The organism is Bacillus sp. OK048, from assembly GCF_900103525.1.
Taxonomy (GTDB): Bacteria; Bacillota; Bacilli; order Bacillales; family Cytobacillaceae; genus Neobacillus.
Genome location: NZ_FNHN01000002.1, coordinates 219,578 through 243,611, shown reverse-complemented (window position 1 = coordinate 243,611; position 24,034 = coordinate 219,578). Strand labels below are relative to the sequence as shown.

Here is a 24,034-nt window from a genome sequence, read left to right as displayed (position 1 = left end):
ATAAAATGCCAACAGTCGCTTTTCATACACTTGGATGTAAAGTAAATCATTATGAGACTGAAGCAATCTGGCAATTGTTCAAGCAAGAAAGCTATGAGCGAGTTGATTTTGAATCAATCTCTGATGTCTATATTATTAATACTTGCACTGTAACAAATACAGGCGATAAAAAAAGCCGCCAAGTAATCCGACGTGCGGTTCGCAAAAACCCCGACGCGGTTATATGTGTAACAGGATGCTATGCACAAACATCTCCTGCAGAGATAATGGCAATTCCAGGTGTTGATATCGTAGTGGGAACTCAGGATCGGGTAAAAATGCTTGAATACATTGAACAGTATAAAACAGAGCGCCAGCCGATCAATGGTGTAGGCAATATTATGAAAAATCGTGTTTACGAAGAACTTGATGTTCCAGCGTTTACCGATCGGACACGTGCATCTTTGAAAATTCAAGAAGGTTGTAACAATTTCTGTACTTTTTGTATTATCCCTTGGGCACGTGGCTTAATGAGATCACGTGATCCGAAGGAAGTCATTCGCCAAGCACAGCAGCTTGTGGATGCGGGCTATAAAGAAATCGTCTTAACCGGAATTCACACAGGTGGCTATGGTGAGGATATGAAGGATTACAATCTAGCCTTATTGCTTCGTGATTTAGAAGCTCAGGTGAAAGGACTAGCACGCCTGCGAATTTCATCCATTGAAGCTAGCCAAATAACCGATGAAGTGATTGAAGTAATCAAGCATTCTAACATAATTGTTCGTCATTTGCATATCCCGATTCAGTCTGGTTCAAATACCGTTCTAAAAAGAATGCGTCGCAAATATACAATGGAATTCTTTGGCGAAAGATTAGATCGCCTTAAAGAAGTACTTCCTGGTCTTGCGGTGACATCTGACGTTATTGTTGGTTTTCCTGGAGAAACGGAAGAAGAATTTATGGAAACATATAACTTCATTAATGAACATAAATTCTCAGAGCTACATGTTTTCCCATATTCTAAGCGTACTGGAACGCCTGCTGCACGCATGGAAGACCAAGTGGATGAAGAAGTAAAGAATGATCGTGTCCACCGTTTGATTACACTTTCAGACCAGTTGGCTAAGGAATATTCATCACAATTTGAAAATGATGTTTTGGAAGTTATTCCTGAAGAAGAATTTGGCACAGGTATGTATGTAGGTTATTCTGACAATTATTTAAAAGTCGTCTTTCCAGCAACAGAAGAAATGATTGGAAAGCTTGTTAAAGTGAAGATTACCAAAGCTGGTTATCCTTACAATGAAGGCCAATTTATTCGTGTTGTTGAGGATCATAGTGTAAAATCAGACGTATTTGCTGAAGAAGAAGCTGCCATTTAAGGCACTTATTTTGGTCCCTATTTTTATGGTTTTTTGGGTAATCTATTATATGAAAGATTGAGAATCGAAAGGAGTTTATCTATGTCCACTACAAACATTGCTTCAATGATTGATCATACTTTATTAAAAGCTGATGCTACTCGCCAACAAATTGACACCCTTTGCCAGGAGGCAAAAGAACATAAATTCTTTTCCGTTTGTGTGAACCCCACTTGGGTAAGTACTGCAAGAGATTTATTAAATGGCAGTGGGGTGAAGGTTTGTACAGTCATTGGTTTTCCATTAGGTGCAACAACACCCGAAACAAAGGCTTTTGAGACAAATAATGCAATTGAAAATGGTGCAGACGAAGTTGATATGGTGATCAACATTGCGGCTTTGAAGGACCAAAATGATGAGTTAGTTGAAAAAGATATCCGTGCAGTTATGGAAGCTGCAAAGGGCAGGGCATTAACAAAGGTCATTATTGAAACTAGCTTATTAACGAGGGAAGAAAAAATTCGTGCCTGTGAACTGGCAGTAAAGGCAGGTACAGATTTTGTGAAAACATCTACTGGTTTCTCCACAGGCGGTGCAACGGTTGAAGATATCAAGCTCATGAGGGAAACAGTAGGGCCATCTATTGGGGTGAAAGCTTCCGGTGGAGTCCGTAATACCGAAGATACAGAAAAAATGATTGAAGCGGGAGCAACCAGAATTGGTGCGAGTGCTGGGGTAGCAATCCTTCAAGGCTTAACAGTAACTACAGATTATTAAAAAGACGGCCGAGGCCGTCTTTTATTCAGTTTTACGAGAAAGGTCGTATTTTTCGATGATGACCAAAACTCATGAAAAAAATCATAAAAATGGTCATCATAACACCGATGATGACCAAAACTCATGAAAAAATCATAAAAATGGTCATCATGTCACCGATGATGACCAAAACTTATGAAAAAATCATAAAAATGGTCATCATGTCACCGATGATGACCAAAACTTATGAAAAAAATCAAAAAATGGTCATCATCGTGCATATTAATTTGGCCATCTAGACTTTTATGACAGACTATTAAAAAGACGGCCGAGGCCGTCTTTTACTTTGCTTTTCCACCATGTACCCTCAGTATCATTTCACCGAATTTCGTAGCAAATGGCAAGACCATTACGGATGAAACTACATTAAAAATGACGCTGATATGTGCTAACTGAATCATTTTTTCATCCGCTAAATAATGGGCATTTGCGGACAGAGCAGGAATAAAGGGAGTAAACAGTAATACCCCAGCCACATTGAGCCAAACGTGTGCGAAAGCTGCCAATCTAGATTCTTTTCCGCCTCCAATCGATGCAATCAAGGCTGTAATACATGTGCCGATATTAGCACCAAACACGATAGCAATACCTGCATCAAGATGAAGAAGACCAGCGGTTAAAAAGCCCATGGTGATTCCAGTCATAGCAGTACTGGATTGGATAATGGCAGTAATGACTGCTCCAGTTAAAATACTTAATAGGATATTGTCGTTTATGGAGAGGATAAAATTATTGATGAATGGGAGCGCAGTTAATGGCTTAGCGAGAAGCTCAAAACCTTTCATAGATGTAAAGACTGAAGCAATTCCGAAAGTGACCATGCCAATGCTTCTAATTTTTATTGGTTTAAAAAATGTTAGTAAAGCCCCAATGATAGCAAGTGGCACTAAAACTTTATCTAGATCGAATGTAATTAACTCTGTTTTAAAAGTTGTTCCGATATTTGTTCCTAATATAATCCCGATGGATTGTGGGAAAGTCATAATCTTTGCGGAAATTAATCCAATCGTGATGACCATTACAGCTGAACTGCTCTGCAATAATGCCGTAACAAAGGTGCCCGTCACCATTCCTTTTAGTGGTGTACTAGTAAGTTTGGTCAGCAAACCTTTTAGTTTATTACCTGACAAATTAAATAATCCAAACCTAATAATGGTCATGCCAAAGATAAATAATAAAATAAATAAAATAAATAATATTATGTATAGCATGTCTTCCTTCACCCCTCCTCTAATTGTATGCCTGTTCGAAGAGGACATGCCAGATTTAACATGGGTTGTTCAATAAATTATGGTTTATTGAATAAATGTATCAAAAGCTTGTTTCATCTATCGAAATACAGTTGACCTTAATACGAGGTTATATTATAATTGCAAGGTACATGGATTGAATGTAAGTGTGTTGTGTTTCGGAGGGAGGGAAAGAGAATGTCTAAAACCGTCGTTAAGAAAAACGAATCGCTTGAAGATGCTCTTCGTCGCTTCAAACGTACAGTATCAAAAACTGGTACTTTGCAAGAGGCAAGAAAGCGCGAATTCTACGAAAAGCCAAGTGTAAAGCGTAAGAAGAAGTCTGAAGCAGCAAGAAAACGTAAGTTCTAAGAGAGGGTGTAATTAATGAGTCTTCTCGAGCGTTTAAATAGTGACATGAAACAAGCGATGAAAAATAAGGAAAAAGACAAACTCACAACGATTCGGATGGTAAAAGCTTCATTGCAAAATGAGGCGATTAAGCTTGGTACAAAAGAGCTTTCCGAGGATGTTGAGTTAACTATCCTTTCTCGCGAAGTAAAGCAACGCAAAGAATCCCTCCATGAATTTGATAAAGCAGGTCGCGACGACCTTGTTGATAAATTGCGTGCAGAGTTGGCTATTGTCGAACTGTATTTACCGAAGCAGCTTTCCGAAGAAGAGTTGTCAGAAATTGTTAAAGAAACAATCTCTGAAGTCGGTGCAACATCAAAAGCGGATATGGGAAAAGTGATGGCTGCGATTATGCCTAAAGTTAAAGGTAAAGCAGACGGTTCACTTGTAAATAAATTTGTACAACAACACCTTTCATAAGTATTCTGACAACCAAAACCGCAAGCGTTTAGCTTGCGGTTTTTAATTTTATCTAAATTGAAACTTTAATGGAGATGGAACGTATTACTATTGTTGACTAGAAGGGGGGGTAACCATGATTGAATTTCTCACAGACCCAATCGTTGTAACATTGCTATTAACCATTGCAGGAGCAGCCATCGTATATGAGCTATTTTCATCAAGATTTGGAATAGCAGGCTTTATCGGATTATTCGCATTACTACTTTTCTTTTATGGGCATTTTCAAGCTGGTCTTGCAGGTTTTGGTACAATAATGTTATTTGCGCTAGGTATTCTGCTTATTTTCCTAGAGTTTTTTCTTCCAGGAGCTATTTCGGGTACATTGGGATTAGCTGCATTGATTGCCAGTCTTTTTTTGGCGGGAGAAAATCCATTGAGTATCGGAATTTCCATTTTTATTTCTATCAGTATGTCCATTGCCTTGTTATTTTTTATGATAAAAGTATTAGGCAAAAGAATGGTTTTGTTTAATCGAATGATTCTGTTTGATACCGCTACAAAAGAGGATGGCTATGTGTCGAATGTGAATCGTACCGATTTATTGGGTAAAGAAGGCATTGCGTTGACTGTATTAAGACCATCAGGAACAGCCGTCTTTAATAATGAAAGACTCGATGTTGTAACTGAGGGTGATTTCATTGATCAAAATACGAAGATTACAGTCATCAAAGTTGAAGGTGTACGTATCGTTGTCAGAAAAGTATAATTAGGTTACTAACAAGGAGGTAAAGACTGTGGAATTAACGAGTGGAAGTCTTTTTATGATAGGGATTGTTATTGTTGCAATAATTTTCATTGGAATATTATTATCATTTGTTCCGGTAATGCTTTGGATTTCTGCCTTGGCTGCTGGGGTTCGAATTAGTATCTTTACATTAGTAGGGATGAGACTTAGACGGGTTACACCTAGCAGAGTAGTCAATCCGCTTATTAAAGCGCATAAGGCAGGGATAAATGTAACCATAAATCAGCTTGAGAGTCATTACTTAGCGGGCGGAAATGTGGATCGTGTGGTCAATGCTTTAATCGCTGCCCATCGTGCCAACATCGAGTTATCATTTGAACGTTGTGCCGCGATTGACCTTGCAGGACGTGACGTATTAGAAGCTGTACAGATGAGTGTAAATCCAAAAGTAATCGAAACACCATTCATCGCAGGTGTTGCTATGAACGGAATTGAAGTAAAAGCAAAAGCGAGGATTACCGTACGTGCTAATATCGACCGCCTAGTCGGTGGTGCGGGTGAAGATACTGTTGTGGCTCGTGTAGGGGAAGGGGTCATTTCGACGATTGGTTCTTCAGTCGACCATAGTAAAGTACTTGAGAGTCCTGAACTGATTTCGCAAACAGTCTTAGCAAAGGGATTAGATTCTGGTACAGCTTTCGAAATTCTATCAATAGATATCGCTGATGTTGATTTAGGTAGAAACATCGGAGCTGAGTTGCAAACAGAGCAAGCGGAAGCCGATAAGAAAATTGCTCAAGCTAAAGCAGAAGAGCGCAGGGCGATGGCTGTTGCTACAGAACAGGAAATGAAGGCAAGAGTCGAGGAAATGAGAGCTAAGGTTGTAGAGGCAGAGGCAGAGGTGCCACTCGCGATGTCAGAAGCATTAAAATCTGGTAATATCAGTGTGATGGAGTATATGAATTATAAAAATATTTCAGCCGATACAGATATGCGCGGCTCAATTGGTAAAATGACAGGTGACAAAAAGGACGATCAATAAAACGCCAGAAGTGTTCCTTCGAAAGGAGGGGAAGTCTTGGAAACAATAGTATTTCTAATTATCGCAGGTATACTCTCATCAATTTTTGGTAAAGCAAAAGGCAAAAAAAGTCCTGTTCGGGCAAAGCCTTTTACCGTAAAAGGCTTTGATGATTTCCTTACAAAGGTTGACCAACAATTGGGGAACACCTCGATAAATACAAGACAAATCTCTACAGTGCAGCCTGTGCAGCATAAATTTCAAGATATTGAGGAAAATCAACACGTGAAGGTAGACTCGCAAATGGCGCCAGCCGAGCCTGTAAAGCGGACGGTACCTGCAATGAAAAAAGTTGTGACAGAAGATTTTAAGTTTGAAAGACCTGACGAAAAGACGATTATTAATGGTATAATTTGGGCGGAAATTTTAGGTGAACCACGGGCGAAAAAACCTTATCTCTCAAAAAAAGGCTAAATCATTTATTTCAATAAAGATGTGCTAGAATCCACATTCATTTCATAAATATGAGATGAAAGGGGGTTCTTTTTTTATGGCGAAAAAATGGGGCCAGCGTGTCCGAAACTGGATGGCACAAAAAATGGATCTTCCTCAAGATGTCATGATGGACTTACCTCGGATTACGATGATTGGGCAAATCCATATTTACATTGAGAATCATAGAGGTTTGATAACCTTTACCGATAAAGAATTACGTCTGTTATTAAAACAGGGTCAATTGCAAATAAAAGGGAAGTCTTTCGTGATTAAGACCATATTGCCTGAAGAGATTTTGCTCGAAGGAAAAATTGATCAGGTGCTTTATATAAATGAAAATCCAGGAGGAACAAAATGAAGAACCAATGGATCGAATTTTTATCTGGCAGAGTAACCGTAAAAGTGTCGGGAAGAGGTATAGAAAGATTCCTAAATGTCTTAATCCGAAATGGCTTGATGATATGGAATGTAAAACGACATGGAACTGAAACCATCACTTTTACTATGAGGCTCGAAGATGCATTAAAAATTAGACATTATGCACGAGAAAGAGATTGCTCCGTTTCTTTTTTAAAAAGGGCAGGGATGCCTTTTTTATTTAAGCGATTATTAAAAAATAGTGGGTTTGCTGCCGGGGCACTTTTATTCTTATTGATCATTATGGTCTTATCAAATGTTATTTGGGGAATTGAAATTAATGGAGCGAAGCCTGCAACAGAGTATCAGATTCGCAAAGAATTGGACAAGATGGGAGTAAAAATAGGTAAAATTCAATTGTTTTTGGATAACGTAGAGGGGATTCAAAGGAAATTAACAAATAATGTAGGGAACCTTACCTGGGTGGGTGTGGAATTAAAGGGGACAACCTATCATCTTCAAGTGGTCGAAAAAAAAGAACCTGAAAAGGCCGAACAATTGGCACCGAGAAATCTTGTCGCGAAAAAAAATGCTATAATTGCTAACATGTATGTTGAAGCTGGACAGAAAATGGTCGATATTCATGATCATGTGGAGGTAGGGCAAATACTTGTATCTGGCACCATTGGAAGGGAAGGGCAAACACATCAAGTAGCGGCTGTTGGTGAAGTTTGGGGAGAAACGTGGTATAGGAGCCATGTTGAGCTGCCCTTAGAAACCATTTTCTTCGTATTCAATGGTCAAGAGAAGAGAAAAAACGCACTCATCATAGGAAATTTGGAAATCCCAATTTGGGGATTTGGAGAACCGACGTTCAAGGATTATGAGGTGGAGAAGAATGTAAAGAAAATAAAATTCCTTAAATGGGAGTTGCCAATTTCCTTTGGAACTGAAACCTTAAGAGCACGCGAAGAGACGACTCGAACGTATAGTGAAGAAGAAGCTGAAAAAAATGCACTTGAATTAGCAAAAAATAAAATAAAAACTGTGTTAGATGAAGAAGCTACCATTAAAGATGAAAAAATTTTACACAAAGAGTTGAAAGATGGTAAAGTTATCCTAGATGTCCATTTTAAAATCATCGAAAATATTGCAGTTGGACAACCAATTCCCAAGGAGACTCCTGAATGACAATAAAGCTCAAAACAATAAATGTACAACTAGAAAATCCATCCGAAGCACTTGCCCTCCTAGGCAACGCTGACACGAATTTAAAAATAATCGAAGAAGAACTGCAAGTATCCATTGTAACGAGAGGCGAGTCTGTCAGTTTATCTGGCGATGAAGAAAGAGTGGACCTTGCGAGTCAAATTCTAGACAAGCTTATTTTTATTATTAGAAAAGGTGTTACTATCAGCCAAAGGGATGTCTTATCTGCAATCCAAATGGCGCAAAAAGGGACACTCGATTACTTTGACAATCTCTATGATGAGGAAATTGCAAAAAATGTTAAAGGTAAGACAATCCGAATAAAAACACTCGGACAGCGGCAATATGTAATGGCGATCAGACAAAACGATCTTGTTTTCGGGATTGGCCCAGCGGGCACAGGGAAAACGTATTTAGCCGTTGTTATGGCAGTCAATGCTTTAAAAAGTGGAAAAGTTAATAAGATAATCCTAACAAGACCTGCAGTTGAAGCGGGAGAAAGCCTTGGATTTTTGCCCGGTGATTTAAAAGAGAAGGTTGATCCCTATTTACGGCCATTATATGACGCCCTGAATGACATTCTAGGTGCAGAGCATACTCAAAGATTAATAGAACGGGGAACCATTGAAATTGCTCCGCTAGCATATATGAGAGGGCGAACATTAGACGATGCCTTCGTGATATTGGATGAGGCGCAAAATACTACTCATGCACAAATGAAGATGTTTTTAACACGTCTAGGCTTTGGTTCCAAAATGGTTATTACCGGTGATCAAACACAAATTGATTTACCAAAGGGAGCCAAATCAGGACTAATCGCCGCTGAAAAAATCTTATTAGGTGTCAACGGGATTTCATTTGTTTTCTTAGACCAAAGTGACGTTGTCCGTCACCCGTTGGTTGGCAGAATTATTGAGGCTTATGAAAACAAACAGATACAAAGTGAAAGCAAATAAATTAAGGGATAGACCTACCAATGGGTTTATCCCTTTTGTCATATATTCACAACAAATATCCTTGCAAAAGAAATCCCTTATTTGAATAGATGGTGAAACTTAAAGGAAAAACTGTTATCATTTTACATAAAGGCTGTTTTATGTGTTTTTGGAGGGAATAAGTTGAAAAAAACCCAGCATTATACAATACAAATAAAAAAGCTCCTCGACTATACCTTCTTCAGAGTGTTAGTTTTTGTTGTTTTAGGAGTCATTCTATTTACATCTTTGTATGGGAACGTAAAGCCAGAGAAACTTGATATTAGTCTATTAACGGTAGCAGAGAAAACCATCCGATCCCCAGCAACGGTAGAGGATAAGATTAATACTGAAAAAAAACGCCAAGATGCATTGAATCAAGTTCAGGACGTTTATACATTAAAAAAAGAATATTCCTCTAATCAGGTAGATTTAATTACCTCCATTTTTGATTCAGTCTCAGAGGTTAATGATGAAATTGAGGTTAAAGCAAAAAATCACAATATGTATGAAGAAGACCCTATAGTATCAATCGAACCAACGGTTGAAGAAAAAGTAACGATGCTTAAGGGGAAATTAACGGATCGGGTTATTAAGGATCTTTCAGAGCGGGTGTTTACCGCACTAGTACAAGCTAGGAATGATGAATTATCGATTGCAAAGGACTTAACCGTAACCGCAATTAACAATGTAATGAATAAACGGATTTCTGCAGATGATGTAGAAAATGCAAAAAAAGGTTTGGAAGAAGAATTAAAATTCACCACTTTGAATGGTGACTTAAAGAATGCGGCCATTGAATTGGGCCGATATGCAGTGATTCAAAATGAATTTTATGATCCAGATGCAACAGAAGAGCTACGTAAGCTAGCAGCAGAATCTGTTGAGCCAGTGAAAATTCTCCAAGGACAAATCATTATCGAAGAGGGTAAACTAATCAGGAAGGAAGAATTTCGTCAGCTGGAGCTAGTTGGACTATTGGATAACAAACAATCGTATAAGCCTTTCATTGGGTTGCTGATCCTAATTACAATTATTCTATCGTCTGTATACTTTTATTTCTATCAAATGAAGGAGCAACCCGAAAAGAGGCAGACAAATCTTCTCTTGTTTGGAATTGTTTTTATCTTGACCTTTTTCATCTTGAAAATCATTAGTATGTTGCAAATATTTAATTATTCAGGTATTGGCTACTTATTCCCTGCTGCTATGGGCGGGATGTTACTCAAAATATTGATTGACGAGAAACTCGCGATTCTTTCATCGATCATCTTTTCTATCTTTGGAAGTATTTTGTTCAATGAAGGTGTTTCAGGTACGCTTAATTTTTCGATGGGCATATACATTTTGTTTAGTGCCCTTGCTGGTGTACTATTTTTAAATGAGCAGAATCAACGCTCCAAAATTCTTCAAGCTGGTTCTTTAGCAGCTATAGTGAATCTTTTTACCATCTGGGCACTGATGTTTTTACCAAATGGAAAATTTTCAGGCTTGGAATATGGATACTATATAGTAACGGCGATTTTTTCAGGAATTGGTTCAGCAGTGCTGACGATGGGACTTTTACCATTGCTTGAAACGAGCTTTGGCATTCTCTCGACAATGAAGTTGATTGAGCTTTCTAATCCTAATCATCCTTTACTTAGAAAAATTTTAATGGAAGCACCAGGAACTTATCATCATAGTGTAATGGTGGCTAATCTAGCAGATGCAGCCTGTGAAGCAATCGGTGCGAATGGTTTATTAGCGAGGGTAGGCTGCTATTACCATGATATTGGTAAAACGAAACGTCCAAAATTTTTCATCGAAAACCAAATGCAACTAGAAAATCCGCACGACCGTCTACCACCTGATAAAAGTGCAAACATCATTATTTCGCACGTGACAGATGGGACAAGTATTTTAAAAAAGTACAATATGCCCAAGGAAATCATTCAAATTGCTGAACAACACCATGGGACAACTTTGTTGAAATTCTTTTACCATAAAGCTAATCAGGGTGGTGAAGGTGTACTGGAAGAGGATTATCGTTATCCTGGTCCAAAGGCACAGTCAAAAGAATCAGCGATCATTGGAATTGCTGACAGCGTTGAGGCAGCCGTTAGGTCATTAAGCCAACCAACCCCTGAAACAATCGAGTCACTCGTTAAGAAAATTGTTACAGACCGGCTTCAGGATGGGCAATTAAACGAATGTGACTTGACATTAAAGGAGTTAGAAACAGTGTCACATTCCTTTTGTGAAACATTAAAGGGAATTTTTCATTCTAGAATTGAATATCCAGAAATGACGAAGAAGGTGATTCAAGCATGAACATATTGATGATTGACCTAGTAGATGAAACAAATCAATTACCAGCCGAGCATCTGGAGGAAATTGAAAAACTGTTAAATTTTGCTGCAGAAAAGGAAAAAATAGAAGAAAATAGTGAAGTATCAGTAACCTTCGTATCCAATGAACGAATCCACGAAATTAATCGGGAATACAGAGATAAAGATGCACCTACTGATGTCATTTCATTCGCGCTGGAGGAGCTTGGTGAAGGTGAGATTGAATTGGTAGGAGCCGAGCTTCCACGGGTATTAGGCGATATCATCATATCGATTCCTAGGGCAGAAGAACAAGCAAAGGAGTATGGACATTCATTTATTCGAGAGCTTGGCTTTTTGTCTGTTCATGGTTTCCTCCATCTTTTAGGTTATGATCATATGGAAAAGGTAGAGGAAGAAAAAATGTTTACTCGACAAAAGGAAATTTTAGACGATTATGGACTCACGAGATAACCCGGTCCGTTTATGGAATTCTTTTTCTTATGCTATAGCAGGTATAAAGACAGCCCTTGAGTCAGAACGGAATATGCGCATCCATTTCATTGTTTCTTTATTGGTTATCGGGTGTGGGCTATTATTTTCAATAAGTAAAATGGAATGGTTACTTGTGATCCTTGCGATAGGTGGAATCTTCTCTTTAGAGTTGATCAATACAGCCATCGAGCGTGTAGTGGATTTGGTTACAGAGGAGTACCATCCGCTTGCTAAACAGGCAAAAGATTTGGCTGCAGGTGCAGTTTTTATTTATGCAATCACGGCAGTATTAATTGGCATGATTATCTTTTTACCGTATGTTCTAAGATGGTTCTAGAACTTTGATTTTTTAGGATTTGAAATGAAAATGCTAATTAGGTACAATAACTTATCAGGCTTGTAGGAGAAATAGGTAAAATAGCTGACTTTTGTGAAAATTCAAATTTTTACATTACTTTTTCGCTACAAGTGATGATTTTGTGACAATTTTAGGGTAAAATAAAAGAAAGCGGCAGATTACTGCTGGAAGGGAAGAATGGATTTTGAACATCGAGAAATTAATCGAAGAATCAAAGAAAGCACGAGAAAGAGCCTATATTCCATATTCAAAATTTGGAGTTGGAGCAGCTTTATTAACAAGAGATGGAAAAGTATATCATGGATGTAACATTGAAAATGCCGCTTATAGCATGTGCAATTGCGCTGAACGTACTGCATTGTTTAATGCGTATTCTCAAGGTGATCGAGATTTTACTATGCTGGCAGTCGTTGCAGATACAGATCGACCATGCCCGCCTTGTGGAGCTTGCAGACAGGTAATCTCTGAGCTTTGTCCACAAGATATGAAGGTCGTTCTGACTAATCTTAAGGGTGATGTTAAAGAAATTACTGTAGCTGAGTTACTACCTGGTGCATTTACTTCGGAGGATTTACATGCTGAGTAATGATAATAAAGGGTATAAATCGGGCTTTATTTCAATCATAGGACGCCCAAATGTAGGTAAGTCAACATTTCTAAACCGAGTGATTGGTCAGAAAATTGCTATCATGAGCGATAAACCTCAGACAACTCGTAATAAAATTCAGGGTGTACTAACGTTAGAAGATACCCAAATGGTATTTATCGATACACCAGGAATCCATAAACCAAAGCATAAACTAGGCGACTTTATGATGAAGGTTGCACAAAATACATTAAAAGAAGTAGATCTAATCCTATTCATGGTAAATGCCGAGGAAGGATTTGGTCGTGGGGAAGAATTTATCCTTGAAAAGTTCGAAACCGTTAACACACCGATCTTCCTTGTTATCAATAAAATTGATCAAATACACCCAGATGAATTACTGCCACTAATTGAATCATATAAAGAAAAGTATCCTTTTAAAGAAATTGTGCCTATATCAGCACTTGAAGGAAATAATGTGGAACGTTTACTGGAACAAATTAAAGTTTATTTACCTGAAGGGCCGCAGTATTATCCGGCCGATCAAGTAACAGATCATCCAGAAAGATTTATTATCACAGAATTAATCCGAGAGAAAGCGCTACACTTAACACGTGAAGAAATCCCTCATTCCCTTGCTGTTGTTCTAGATAAGATGGAACGTCAACATGGAGGTAAAGATATCATTCATGTAATGGCAACAGTTATTGTAGAAAGAGACTCTCAAAAAGGCATTATTATTGGAAAACAAGGGAGTATGCTTAAAGAAATTGGGAAACGGGCCCGGCTTGATATTGAAAATCTCTTAGGTTCAAAGGTTTTCTTAGAGCTTTGGGTTAAGGTTCAAAAGGATTGGCGCAATAAAATGTCCCAACTTCGCGATTATGGTTTTAATGAAGATGAATATTGATTTTACTACTTGCTGTCTAGCTCCAGCGCCTAGCCCTTCGAGGTCATAAGCCAATCCGTCATGAAGGTTAAAAAGCAACCTTCCTGCCGGCTCGTCTTATGCTTGTCAGGGCTGAACGAGGCGCTTCCGCTTTTCTAGTAACCCTAACTAAAATATTAACTTTTCTAAAGAATTATGCATGGACAACATTAACAATATTTTCGTCTTATGATTTTTGCTAAGGCAGGCTATGATAATTGTAAGGTTTGGGATTCTTTAAAAGGCTAGTCTATATCATGAAAGGTGGGGTTTTCGATGATGGATTTTACGTGGAAAGTATTCCTCCAGACAGGTAATATTGACACTTATCTTCTCATAAAAGAGCTTGAGAAGGAAAACCAAGAAATACCCGGAAATCAGAATGAAGATCTAGCGCAAATGGATTTTCCCGTTTCATAAGTTTGTCTAATGTATCGGGATGGTGACAACTATGCTTCAAAAGTGTGAAGGCATCGTCATTAGAACTACAGATTATGGTGAAACCAATAAAATTATTACCCTATATACAAGGGAATGGGGAAAGATTGGCGTGATGGCTAGAGGAGCAAAAAAGCCTAATAGCCGACTTTCCTCCATTACCCAGCTTTTTACCCATGGGTACTTCCTCGTCCAAAGAGGAACGGGCTTAGGAACTGTTCAACAGGGAGAAATGATTACTAGCTTTCGGGCCATTGGTGAAGATATTTTTCTTACTGCCTATGCCAGTTATATTGTTGAATTAACAGATAAAACTACGGAGGATAAAAAGCCTAATCCTTTTCATTTCGAACTTCTTTTTCAAACGCTTAATTTTATGAATGAAGGGTATGATCCAGATATTCTGATGAATATCTATGAAATGAAAATGCTACCTGTTTTGGGATTGCATCCGATTCTAAATCATTGTTCCGTTTGCGGAAGTACAGACGGACTTTTTTCTTTTTCTATACGTGAAGGTGGATTAATATGTCACCGGTGTTTGGAGAAAGATCCGTACCATTTTAAATTATCGCCATCATCAGTAAAATTATTACGATTATTTTATTTTTTTGATCTTTCTAGATTAGGAAATATCTCAGTAAAGCAGGAAACAAAGGATGAGTTAAAAAAAATCATTTCAGCTTATTACGAGGAATATTCTGGTCTTTACTTAAAGAGCAAAAAATTCATTCAATCAATGGAAAAATTTCGCAATCAATTATAGTTGACCATATTGACTTTTTATTTGGACTTCGATAAGATGTTTCTTAATAATATGAATAGATGCTATGAAGGAAAGTAGTACTTAGCAATCTCTATAAAAGCGAACCTAGGGTGGTGTGAGCTAGGGTATAGAGGCCTAAGGAAGGCGTTCTTGAGCAAACTTGTCATAAAAGAGGCTGTTGTTATAGCAGCAAATAGGGTGGAACCGCGGGTAACTCTCGTCCCTATGCTTATTTTAAGCATAGGGACGAGAGTTTTTTATTTTTTAATGGCTGTGTTAAAGCTAAGTTTTAATTTTGACACTCTGGTGATTGGAGCGCAAAGCAACAGACTAATTTAACACAGCCTCAATAATTGAAGAGGAGTTAAGAAAATGAAAGCATCAATGGAGCAAATTGTTTCTCACGCGAAACATAGAGGATTTATTTTTCCAGGTTCAGAAATCTACGGAGGTCTGGCAAATACTTGGGATTACGGACCATTAGGGGTTGAATTTAAAAACAATATTAAACAGGCATGGTGGAAGAAGTTTGTGCAAGAGTCCCCTTACAATGTTGGATTAGATGCCAGTATCTTGATGAATCCAAGGACTTGGGAAGCATCTGGACATATCGGTAACTTTAATGATCCTATGATGGATTGTAAGAACTGTAAAGCCAGACATCGTGCCGATAAGTTAATTGAAAATGCGCTTGATGAAAAGGGAATAGAAATGGTGGTTGATGGCCTTTCATTTGATAAAATGGAGGAACTAGTGAAAGAACATAATATTGCCTGCCCTGACTGCGGCAGTCATGATTTTACTGGAATTCGCCAATTCAATTTAATGTTTAAAACCTTCCAAGGGGTAACAGAATCAAGTGCTAATGAAATTTTCCTCCGTCCTGAAACAGCACAAGGAATTTTTGTTAACTTTAAAAATGTGCAGCGGACAATGAGAAAGAAATTACCTTTTGGAATTGCTCAAATAGGGAAAAGCTTTCGGAATGAAATCACACCTGGTAATTTTACTTTCCGTACTCGCGAATTCGAACAAATGGAGTTGGAGTTTTTCTGTAAGCCAGGTGAAGAGCTGACTTGGTATGACTATTGGAAGAATTTTGCGGAGCAGTGGCTGCACTCTTTGGGATTAAACAAGGAAAATCTAAGACTTCGTGACCATTCAGAGGATGAACTTTCTCATTATAGTAACGCGACTACTGACTTTGAATATAAGTTCCCATTTGGTTGGGGAGAACTTTGGGGTGTAGCTTCAAGAACTGATTATGATTTGAAGCAGCATATGCAATTCTCTGGTGAAGATTTTAACTATATCGATCCAGAGACAAATGAACGATATATTCCATTCTGTATCGAGCCTTCCCTTGGTGCGGACCGGGTAACATTAGCGTTTTTAATCGATGCCTATGATGAAGAACAACTTGAAGATGGAACTTCCAGAACGGTTATGCATTTCCATCCAGCACTGGCACCATTTAAAGCTGCTGTTCTTCCGCTATCTAAAAAACTTTCTGATGAAGCAAAAGAAGTATATGAAAATTTAGCAAAGTACTTCTCTGTTGATTATGACGAAGCAGGTTCAATCGGAAAACGTTACCGTAGACATGATGAAATCGGAACACCATTCTGTATCACCTTCGATTTTGATTCAAAAGAAGATAAAATGGTTACCATCAGAGATCGTGATACAATGGAGCAAACTCGGGTAGCTATCTCTGAACTAGTTCCTTTCCTTCAAGAAAAGATTTTGTTTTAACATTGGATGGTGCGGTTCAATACCGCACCTCTACATAATGGATTTCAATATGGTGGTGAGAAAAATAGAACTGTCCAAACGCCAAGAACATATCATTCAGATTGTAAAGGACAATGGACCAATCACAGGGGAGAACATCGCTGAACAATTAAATTTAACAAGAGCTACATTAAGGCCAGATTTATCCATTCTAACAATGGCAGGTTATTTAGATGCAAGACCTCGGGTTGGGTATTTTTATACGGGTAAATCAGGCAATCAGCTTTTGACTGAAAATCTTCAGAAAATTTTTGTCAGAGATTATAATTCAATTCCTGTTCTTGTGAAGGAAAATGTTTCAGTATATGATGCAATTTGTACAATGTTCCTTGAGGATGTGGGTACATTATTTGTTGTAGACCAAAATTCTTTGTTAGTAGGTGTGCTATCAAGAAAGGATTTGCTACGAGCGAGTATTGGCAAACAAGAACTCACTACACTTCCAATCAACATCATAATGACGAGAATGCCAAATATAACGACATGCGAACTGGATGACACATTGATTGATGTTGCCAAATTGTTAATTGATAAACAAATCGATGCTTTACCTGTGGTGAGACCTTCAGAAAAAGGGTTCGAAGTTATTGGAAGAATAACCAAATCGAATATTACAAAGGCCTTTGTTGCCTTGGGGAATGAGTAATTAGAACAACCATCCCAATGCCTCGACATTGAAGGTGAAAAAATGTAATTCCAGAGGAGCTGTTGAGGAAGAATGATTACGCCCGTTATATATGTAGTATCTGATTCAGTGGGGGAAACAGCTGAATTAGTAACAAAAGCAGCGATCAGCCAGTTTAATGGATCTGGTATGACGTTGAAAAGATTTCCCTATGTAGAGGAGAAGGAACATATTGATGAAGTAATTTCGCTAGTTACCTTGGACCATGCCATGATCGCATTTACCTTGGTAAAACCGGATATGCGTATTTATATCAAGGAGAAAGCTGACGAAGCAGGAATTTATGCAGTAGACTTAATGGGTCCAATCATGGATCAAATCCAAATCTTTAGTGGGAAAACTCCTCTGTGCGAACCTGGACTGGTAAGAAAACTAGATGAGGATTATTTTAAAAAAGTAGAAGCCATCGAGTTTGCTGTTAAATATGATGATGGACGCGATCCAAGGGGAATATTAAAAGCAGATATCGTCTTAATTGGGGTATCAAGAACATCAAAAACTCCTTTGTCACAATATCTTGCATTAAAACGTTTAAAAGTTGCGAATGTACCACTTGTTCCTGAAGTAGATCCTCCAGAGGAATTATACAAAGTTCCAGCAGAAAAATGCTTTGGGTTAAAAATAAGCCCGCAAAAACTAAATAATATTAGACGGGAACGGTTAATTTCATTAGGATTAAATGATCAGGCAAGCTATGCAAATATTGAAAGAATTCGTGATGAGTTAACCTTCTTTGAAAAAATAGTAAGTAGAATTAATTGTCCAGTTATTGATGTAACCAATAAGGCAGTTGAAGAAACGGCAAATGTTATTCTAAATTACGTTCATAAAAGAAGATCCTAGCACATAATCTTAGATTATGTGTTTTTGAATTAATGATAAAAAAGTATGGAAATGTACAAAAAAATGTACTATAATAAAAAATTGTGATAAAAATGAATCTTTTAGGTTTAGACTTGGACGTATACGAATAAACTATTTATTGTTAGATGTCAAGAAAACCTTCAGAAAAAAATTCGACAATAAAAAGTTAGCTTCATAAAGAAGGAATATGCGGAGTGATGTAGAATTAATACTAATACAACAGGCATTCCAACTATTTTTGTCGATGCAGACTCATGCTGATGAAAGAGGAAATTGTCGAAATCACTTCAACATTTTCCCTTAAAGTTCTTTTTATCGCTTCTTCTTCACCATGGAACCAATAGGACTACATTTGCAATGCAACATGGAACTATTTTGATTCCTTAAAGGGAAGCTGCGGATTTATTCATCATGAATCAAACTACAAAGGGGGATTTCACTGTTACACAGGATATTGGACTTGCCTCCACTTTTGACGATCGGAGAAATTTTATCGTGCAACTTACGAAGAAAATTGTCGAAATATGCAGGAATTTAAATTTCTTTGAAGAATAAGTATAATTGGAGATGTTTTCATGGCAGAACGGATTGCCGAAGAAAAAATCAATCAAATTCGTCAGTCTGTTGATATTGTTGAATTAATTAGTGAATATGTTCAACTGAAAAAACAAGGGCGAAATTACTTCGGATTATGTCCTTTCCATGGAGAAAACTCACCATCTTTTTCCGTTTCATCCGATAAACAAATTTATCATTGCTTTGGATGTGGAGCGGGAGGAAATGTTTTTTCATTTTTAATGGAGCTTGAAGGAATTACCTTTTTAGAAGCTGCCGTTAAATTAGCTGAAAAAGCTAATATTGACCTACAAGTTAACATCTCAGTGAATGGAAAGGGGAAGAGTGTTTCTCCAGAACTTCAGTCAATGCTTGATGCGCATGAGCTCTTGCAAAAATTTTACCATCACTTATTGGTAAACACAAAGGATGGTCAACATGCTCTAGAGTATTTGCTGAAGAGAGGATTTACCCGAGAATCGATTGATAAATTTCAAATTGGCTATTCATTAAATTCATGGGATTTTGTATACAAATTTCTTACCAAAAGAGATTTTTCTCCTGAACTGATGGAAAAAGCAGGATTAATTATCAAACGAGAAAGGGATGAAACATACTTTGATCGTTTTCGAGATCGAATCATGTTCCCGATTTTTGATCGCAATGGAAAAACGATTGCTTTTTCTGGGAGATCATTAGGGGCCGATGAGCCCAAATATTTAAATAGTCCCGAAACAGTAATCTTTAATAAAAGTAAAATTTTATATAATTTTCATTTGGCCAAACCAAGTATACGAAAATTACAGCAAGCAGTCCTTTTTGAAGGATTTGCCGATGTCATTGCTGCTGACAGGTCTGGTGTCGAAAATGGTATCGCTACAATGGGTACCTCCTTGACAGAAGAGCACATAACGCTTATCCGGCAGAATACCCAGTCTATCACGATTTGTTTCGACTCTGACAAAGCAGGAATTGAAGCTGCTTTTAGAGCTGGCAATATGCTCACTGATTCTGGTTGTACAATTAAAGTTGCCATGATGTCTGATGGACTAGATCCAGATGAATATATAAAAAAAAATGGTCCGGAAAAGTTTCGTAAAGAGGTTATTGGTGCAAGTCTTACTTGGATGGGATTTAAATTTCTTTACTTTCGAAGAGGAAAAAATCTTCAAATTGAAGGAGATCGGCTCGCCTTTATCGAAACAATACTGAAAGAAATAAGTAAATTGACAAAAGCTGTTGAAAAAGATCATTATTTGCGGCAGCTTGCGTCAGAGTTTTCGATTTCCTTAGAGGCCCTACAGCAGCAGCTAAGACAAGTTTTCTTTACGGAAAAAAGGAAATCAAGTGGTCAAACTCCGGCGGTAAACATGCCCAGTGCCATAGTAAAACCGGTAAAAAAATTACCGAAGGCATATGTGACTGCTGAAAGGCGATTAATTGCCCATATGTTGAGAGATCGTGATACTGCTTATAAAGTTCAGGATTTATTGCAGGGAAACACGTTTAATATCGACGAACATCAGGCAATAATAACATATCTTATTGGTTTTTACGAAGAACATATGAATCCTGATTCTAGTGCATTTTTAACCTATATTCAGGATAAAAATCTTAGAAGAATGATTGCAGACATTGAAATGATGTCAGTAAATGAAGAATTAACGAATCAAGAATTAACTGATTATATCAAACAGGTGTTTAATTATCAAAAAGTGTTAAAGATAAAAGAAAAAGAAGTGGAACTGAAAGAAGCAGAGCGGCAAAGTGATCATATGAAAGCAGCTGCAATTGCTACTGAAATCACTCAATTGCGTAAATCGCTATAGATTCCATTTTTAATGTCTTTGATTCTGGAAGGAGGGGGACATATGGCTGAAAAATCAGCGCGTTCAAAAGAGGCAGAGAATGAATTGACCTTCGAACAAGTAAAAGACCAGTTAACGGTACTGGGAAAGAAAACCGGTGTCCTTGCCTACGATGATATTGCGGAAAGAATGGCAAATTTCGAGTTAGAATCCGAACAAATGGATGAATTTATTGAATTCCTAGGTGATCAGGGAATCGAATTAGTAGGAGAAAGTGACGAGGAAGATCCAAACCCTAAGCAATTAGCAAAGGGAGATGACGACGAGTTTGATCTAAATGATCTTAGCGTTCCTCCAGGAGTTAAGATAAACGATCCTGTTCGTATGTACTTAAAAGAAATTGGTCGTGTAGACTTACTTTCTGCTGAAGATGAAATTAAACTTGCAAACCGTATTGAGGGGGGCGACGAAGAAGCAAAACGACGCCTTGCTGAAGCAAACCTACGCTTAGTTGTTAGTATTGCAAAACGCTATGTTGGCCGCGGTATGCTTTTCCTTGACCTTATTCAAGAAGGCAATATGGGACTGATCAAAGCAGTTGAAAAATTTGATTATCGCAAAGGATTTAAATTTAGTACGTATGCAACTTGGTGGATACGTCAAGCCATCACCAGAGCGATTGCAGACCAGGCTAGAACCATTCGTATTCCTGTCCATATGGTTGAAACCATTAACAAACTTATCCGTGTCCAGAGACAATTACTTCAGGACCTTGGCCGCGAACCAACTCCTGAAGAAATAGGAGAAGATATGGATTTAACACCTGATAAGGTTAGAGAAATCCTGAAAATTGCTCAAGAACCCGTTTCACTTGAAACGCCTATTGGTGAAGAAGATGATTCCCATTTGGGTGATTTCATTGAAGATCAAGATGCTACTTCCCCTTCAGAGCATGCTGCTTACGAATTATTAAAAGAGCAGCTTGAAGATGTCCTTGATACATTAACAGACCGAGAAGAGAACGTCCTGCGCTTACGCTTTGGTTTAGATGATGGACGGACCCGTACCCTAGAAGAGGTTGGTAAAGTCTTCGGTGTGACCCGTGAACGTATCAGACAGATTGAAGCAAAGGCTTTGCGGAAATTACGACATCCAAGTCGCAGCAAACGCCTAAAAGACTTCCTAGAATAAATTACAGATAGTTTACTTCTTGCAAAAGGAGTAAACTATTTTTTTTGGATTTGGCTGTGTTAAACTATAATTTTGATTGAATAACCTGTTGATTTGAGCGGAAGGCGCTCGACTCCTGCGGGAGGACGGGGCTGGGGAGACCCCGCAGGCGCTTCAGCGCCGAGGAGGCTCCCCGGCCCGCCCGCGGAAAGCGTAGCGCCTGGAGCTCAAAGCAACAGCCATATTTAACTCAGCCATTGAATTTGGAAATGAAAGCACTTTCTATATTTGTATTTATTTTACTGAATTGTTTTACACTTTGCAAATAGGTAAAAAAAATCTTTTTGATTTTAAGCACTTATTATTTTTTTAATAAAGGTTTATTTTTGACTCAATCCTTAATCTTTACTTTTAAAGATTATAATTTCATATTCAAGTATAATTTATAATATTTATAAATTTTTAAATCTTGAGAATGTAGTTGAACTCCATTTATAATATAAGTAAGCGCATACATTGCTTTGGGGGGATGAATATGAATTTTGATTTAACATCCGAACAAGAAATGATAAAAAAGACAATTCGTGAGTTTTCCGAGGAAGTTGTTGCACCTGGATCAATCGAGAGGGATAGAAATAAACATTTTCCGATAAATGTCTTTAACCAGTTAGCGGAAATGGGAATTATGGGTCTGCCGTTTCCTGAAGAATATGGAGGAGGAGGGGCCGACACCACTAGTTTTGCGATTGTTACCGAAGAACTGAGCAGAGCTTGTGCTTCAACTGGAATTACCTATTCAGCCCATATCTCATTGGGTGGGGCACCTATACATTTATTTGGTACAGAAGAGCAGAAACAAAAATATTTAACACCAATATGCACTGGGGAGTCATTTGGTGCTTTCGGATTGACGGAACCTAATGCAGGTTCTGATGCTGGCGGTACTAGAACCACTGCTAACATAAGCAATGGGGAATTTATCATAAACGGGAATAAATGTTTTATTACCAATGCAAGTTATGCAAAACATTTAGCCATAACTGCTATTACAGGCATGAATGAAGGGAAAAAGGAAATAAGTGCAATCATAGTACCTACTGATGCTAAAGGATTCTCTGTCATCGATAATTATGAGAAAATGGGTCTTAATGCTTCGAATACAACTGAACTTGTCTTGGAAGATGTTCGGGTACCTGAAGAGAATTTATTAGGTAGAAAAGGGGATGGTTTTAAGCAATTTTTGATTACGCTTGATGGGGGACGGATTGGTATTGGTGCAATGGCTGTAGGGATTGCCCAAGGGGCGTTTGAAAAGTCTTTGCAGTATACTAAAGAGCGAAAACAGTTTGGTAGGTCAATTTCCTCCTTTCAGGCTGTTCAGTTTAAGCTGGCAGATATGGCGATGAAAATCGAGTTAGCACGAAATATGGTTTATAAGGCTGCTTGGTTAAAAGATCAAGGTAGACCATTTAGTAAAGAAGCCTCGATGTGTAAACTCTATGCATCTGAAATTTGTATGGAAGTAACCAATCAAGCTGTTCAATTACATGGCGGATATGGCTATATGAAGGAATATCATGTTGAAAGAATGATGCGTGACGCGAAGCTGCTTGAAATCGGCGAAGGAACTTCAGAAATACAAAGAACTGTTATTGCTCGATTAATTGGTTGTTAAAGGCAATAATAGGGAAGACTAAAAAGGCTGACTTTTCCAAAAGCATTCAGCCTTTTTCGGTTTTTTTACGTTATGAAAACAACCATTTCTAAATATTATCGTGACAAAGTAAGTTTAGGGCTTTTCCTTCTATCGTTTTTAAAGTAAAATAGTAGTTGTTTGTAGAAGACTATTTAATTACAGTTATACGTACATAAGGGGGTTTTATGATGAATCGAAATCCGGTAATTCCATACATCTTGATCTTTGTATTTGGAATCGGACTAATGTTCTTATTGTCTTTCAAAGGCCTTGGTGATATGGACGAGCTAGCCAAGGAAAAAGAAGGCGGTACTGAAACAGAACAGGTTGTTAAAGCGCCTGAAGACATTTACAAGTCATGTATAGGCTGTCACGGTGATGCTTACCAAGGGGGAATGGGTCCTGCTCTAACAGGTGTTGGCGACAGGTTATCCAAAGATGAAATTAAAGATGTGATCACCAAAGGTAGAGGGAATATGCCTGGTGGCATGGTTAAACCAGAAGAAGCAGATGCAATGGCTGACTGGTTAGCAAATATTAAATAATTTTACATTGAAAAGGTCCTTTGCTTCTGTAA

Annotated in this window: 26 protein-coding genes and 1 pseudogene; 26 read left to right on the top strand and 1 reads right to left on the bottom strand. The window is 37.9% G+C overall.

What is annotated here, in order from left to right; all coding sequences use genetic code 11:
- The first annotated feature begins 5 nt into the window (after positions 1–5).
- The 3 genes from mtaB to BLR86_RS04610 all read left to right on the top strand — a co-directional run bounded on the left by mtaB (position 6) and on the right by BLR86_RS04610 (position 2,398).
- Positions 6–1,364 carry a tRNA (N(6)-L-threonylcarbamoyladenosine(37)-C(2))-methylthiotransferase MtaB gene (gene mtaB, locus BLR86_RS04620; RefSeq protein WP_090758766.1) on the top strand — a complete coding sequence of 453 codons (1,359 nt, stop codon included), beginning with the start codon at positions 6–8 and terminating at the stop codon, positions 1,362–1,364.
- An 81-nt stretch (positions 1,365–1,445) separates the two neighbouring features.
- Positions 1,446–2,120: a deoxyribose-phosphate aldolase gene (deoC, locus tag BLR86_RS04615; RefSeq protein ID WP_090758763.1), complete on the top strand. Its 675-nt coding sequence runs from the start codon at positions 1,446–1,448 to the stop codon at positions 2,118–2,120.
- Between the two features lie 71 nt (positions 2,121–2,191).
- Positions 2,192–2,398, top strand: a complete 207-nt coding sequence (locus BLR86_RS04610) for a hypothetical protein (protein ID WP_090758761.1) — start codon at positions 2,192–2,194, stop codon at positions 2,396–2,398.
- 42 nt (positions 2,399–2,440) lie between these two features.
- Here BLR86_RS04610 and BLR86_RS04605 read toward each other — a convergent pair whose 3' ends face one another.
- On the bottom strand, positions 2,441–3,370 hold the full coding sequence (locus tag BLR86_RS04605) for a Na/Pi symporter (RefSeq protein ID WP_090758759.1): 930 nt from the start codon (positions 3,368–3,370) through the stop codon (positions 2,441–2,443).
- A gap of 216 nt (positions 3,371–3,586) precedes the next feature.
- Here BLR86_RS04605 and rpsU point away from each other — a divergent pair, with 216 nt between their 5' ends.
- From rpsU to cccA, 23 genes and pseudogenes are all read left to right on the top strand, one after another.
- A complete protein-coding gene (gene rpsU, locus BLR86_RS04600; RefSeq protein ID WP_075686208.1) occupies positions 3,587–3,760 on the top strand; it encodes a 30S ribosomal protein S21 in 174 nt (57 codons plus the stop codon).
- Between the two features lie 15 nt (positions 3,761–3,775).
- Positions 3,776–4,222, top strand: coding sequence for a GatB/YqeY domain-containing protein (locus BLR86_RS04595; protein ID WP_090758757.1), 447 nt, complete (start codon positions 3,776–3,778; stop codon positions 4,220–4,222).
- A gap of 115 nt (positions 4,223–4,337) precedes the next feature.
- Entirely contained in the window at positions 4,338–4,970 is a 633-nt protein-coding gene (locus BLR86_RS04590; protein WP_090758755.1) for an NfeD family protein, read from the top strand.
- Positions 4,971–5,025: 55 nt separating this feature from the next.
- A complete protein-coding gene (gene floA / locus BLR86_RS04585; RefSeq protein ID WP_090759431.1) occupies positions 5,026–5,991 on the top strand; it encodes a flotillin-like protein FloA in 966 nt (321 codons plus the stop codon).
- A gap of 36 nt (positions 5,992–6,027) precedes the next feature.
- The gene (locus BLR86_RS04580) at positions 6,028–6,444 is read left to right on the top strand and encodes a hypothetical protein (protein WP_090758753.1); all 417 of its coding nucleotides are present in this window, start codon (positions 6,028–6,030) and stop codon (positions 6,442–6,444) included.
- A gap of 76 nt (positions 6,445–6,520) precedes the next feature.
- Positions 6,521–6,823 carry a sporulation protein YqfC gene (gene yqfC / locus BLR86_RS04575; RefSeq protein ID WP_090758751.1) on the top strand — a complete coding sequence of 101 codons (303 nt, stop codon included), beginning with the start codon at positions 6,521–6,523 and terminating at the stop codon, positions 6,821–6,823.
- A complete protein-coding gene (gene yqfD / locus BLR86_RS04570) occupies positions 6,820–8,013 on the top strand; it encodes a sporulation protein YqfD (protein WP_090758749.1) in 1,194 nt (397 codons plus the stop codon). The genes yqfC and yqfD overlap by 4 nt, the downstream gene beginning before the upstream one ends.
- The gene (locus BLR86_RS04565) at positions 8,010–8,987 is read left to right on the top strand and encodes a PhoH family protein (RefSeq protein ID WP_090758747.1); all 978 of its coding nucleotides are present in this window, start codon (positions 8,010–8,012) and stop codon (positions 8,985–8,987) included. Before yqfD ends, BLR86_RS04565 begins: the two co-directional genes overlap by 4 nt.
- 162 nt (positions 8,988–9,149) lie before the next feature.
- Complete coding sequence (locus tag BLR86_RS04560; RefSeq protein ID WP_090758745.1) at positions 9,150–11,318, top strand: HD family phosphohydrolase; 2,169 nt, start codon at positions 9,150–9,152, stop codon at positions 11,316–11,318.
- Positions 11,315–11,788 (top strand): rRNA maturation RNase YbeY, encoded by a 474-nt coding sequence (ybeY, locus tag BLR86_RS04555; RefSeq protein WP_090758743.1) that lies wholly within the window; start codon positions 11,315–11,317, stop codon positions 11,786–11,788. The genes BLR86_RS04560 and ybeY overlap by 4 nt, the downstream gene beginning before the upstream one ends.
- A complete protein-coding gene (locus BLR86_RS04550; protein ID WP_090758741.1) occupies positions 11,772–12,146 on the top strand; it encodes a diacylglycerol kinase family protein in 375 nt (124 codons plus the stop codon). Before ybeY ends, BLR86_RS04550 begins: the two co-directional genes overlap by 17 nt.
- A gap of 178 nt (positions 12,147–12,324) precedes the next feature.
- The gene (locus BLR86_RS04545) at positions 12,325–12,753 is read left to right on the top strand and encodes a cytidine deaminase (RefSeq protein ID WP_368086755.1); all 429 of its coding nucleotides are present in this window, start codon (positions 12,325–12,327) and stop codon (positions 12,751–12,753) included.
- A complete protein-coding gene (gene era / locus BLR86_RS04540; protein WP_090758737.1) occupies positions 12,743–13,663 on the top strand; it encodes a GTPase Era in 921 nt (306 codons plus the stop codon). The genes BLR86_RS04545 and era overlap by 11 nt, the downstream gene beginning before the upstream one ends.
- A gap of 294 nt (positions 13,664–13,957) precedes the next feature.
- Positions 13,958–14,101 (top strand): YqzL family protein, encoded by a 144-nt coding sequence (locus BLR86_RS04535; RefSeq protein WP_090758735.1) that lies wholly within the window; start codon positions 13,958–13,960, stop codon positions 14,099–14,101.
- Positions 14,102–14,132: 31 nt separating this feature from the next.
- The gene (recO, locus tag BLR86_RS04530; RefSeq protein WP_090758733.1) at positions 14,133–14,885 is read left to right on the top strand and encodes a DNA repair protein RecO; all 753 of its coding nucleotides are present in this window, start codon (positions 14,133–14,135) and stop codon (positions 14,883–14,885) included.
- Positions 14,886–15,257: 372 nt separating this feature from the next.
- The gene (locus tag BLR86_RS04520; RefSeq protein WP_090758729.1) at positions 15,258–16,640 is read left to right on the top strand and encodes a glycine--tRNA ligase; all 1,383 of its coding nucleotides are present in this window, start codon (positions 15,258–15,260) and stop codon (positions 16,638–16,640) included.
- Positions 16,641–16,677: 37 nt separating this feature from the next.
- The gene (locus BLR86_RS04515; protein ID WP_302847196.1) at positions 16,678–17,325 is read left to right on the top strand and encodes a transcriptional regulator CcpN; all 648 of its coding nucleotides are present in this window, start codon (positions 16,678–16,680) and stop codon (positions 17,323–17,325) included.
- A 72-nt stretch (positions 17,326–17,397) separates the two neighbouring features.
- On the top strand, positions 17,398–18,207 hold the full coding sequence (locus BLR86_RS04510; protein ID WP_090758727.1) for a pyruvate, water dikinase regulatory protein: 810 nt from the start codon (positions 17,398–17,400) through the stop codon (positions 18,205–18,207).
- A gap of 423 nt (positions 18,208–18,630) precedes the next feature.
- Positions 18,631–18,783, top strand: a pseudogene (locus tag BLR86_RS04505) (hypothetical protein); the annotation flags it as partial.
- Positions 18,784–18,803: 20 nt separating this feature from the next.
- Positions 18,804–20,612 (top strand): DNA primase, encoded by a 1,809-nt coding sequence (gene dnaG, locus BLR86_RS04500; RefSeq protein WP_090758724.1) that lies wholly within the window; start codon positions 18,804–18,806, stop codon positions 20,610–20,612.
- Positions 20,613–20,654: 42 nt separating this feature from the next.
- On the top strand, positions 20,655–21,782 hold the full coding sequence (rpoD, locus tag BLR86_RS04495) for an RNA polymerase sigma factor RpoD (RefSeq protein ID WP_090758722.1): 1,128 nt from the start codon (positions 20,655–20,657) through the stop codon (positions 21,780–21,782).
- Positions 21,783–22,296: 514 nt separating this feature from the next.
- On the top strand, positions 22,297–23,436 hold the full coding sequence (locus tag BLR86_RS04490) for an acyl-CoA dehydrogenase family protein (protein WP_090758720.1): 1,140 nt from the start codon (positions 22,297–22,299) through the stop codon (positions 23,434–23,436).
- Between the two features lie 209 nt (positions 23,437–23,645).
- Complete coding sequence (gene cccA, locus BLR86_RS04485; RefSeq protein ID WP_090758717.1) at positions 23,646–24,002, top strand: cytochrome c550; 357 nt, start codon at positions 23,646–23,648, stop codon at positions 24,000–24,002.
- Positions 24,003–24,034: the final 32 nt, after the last annotated feature.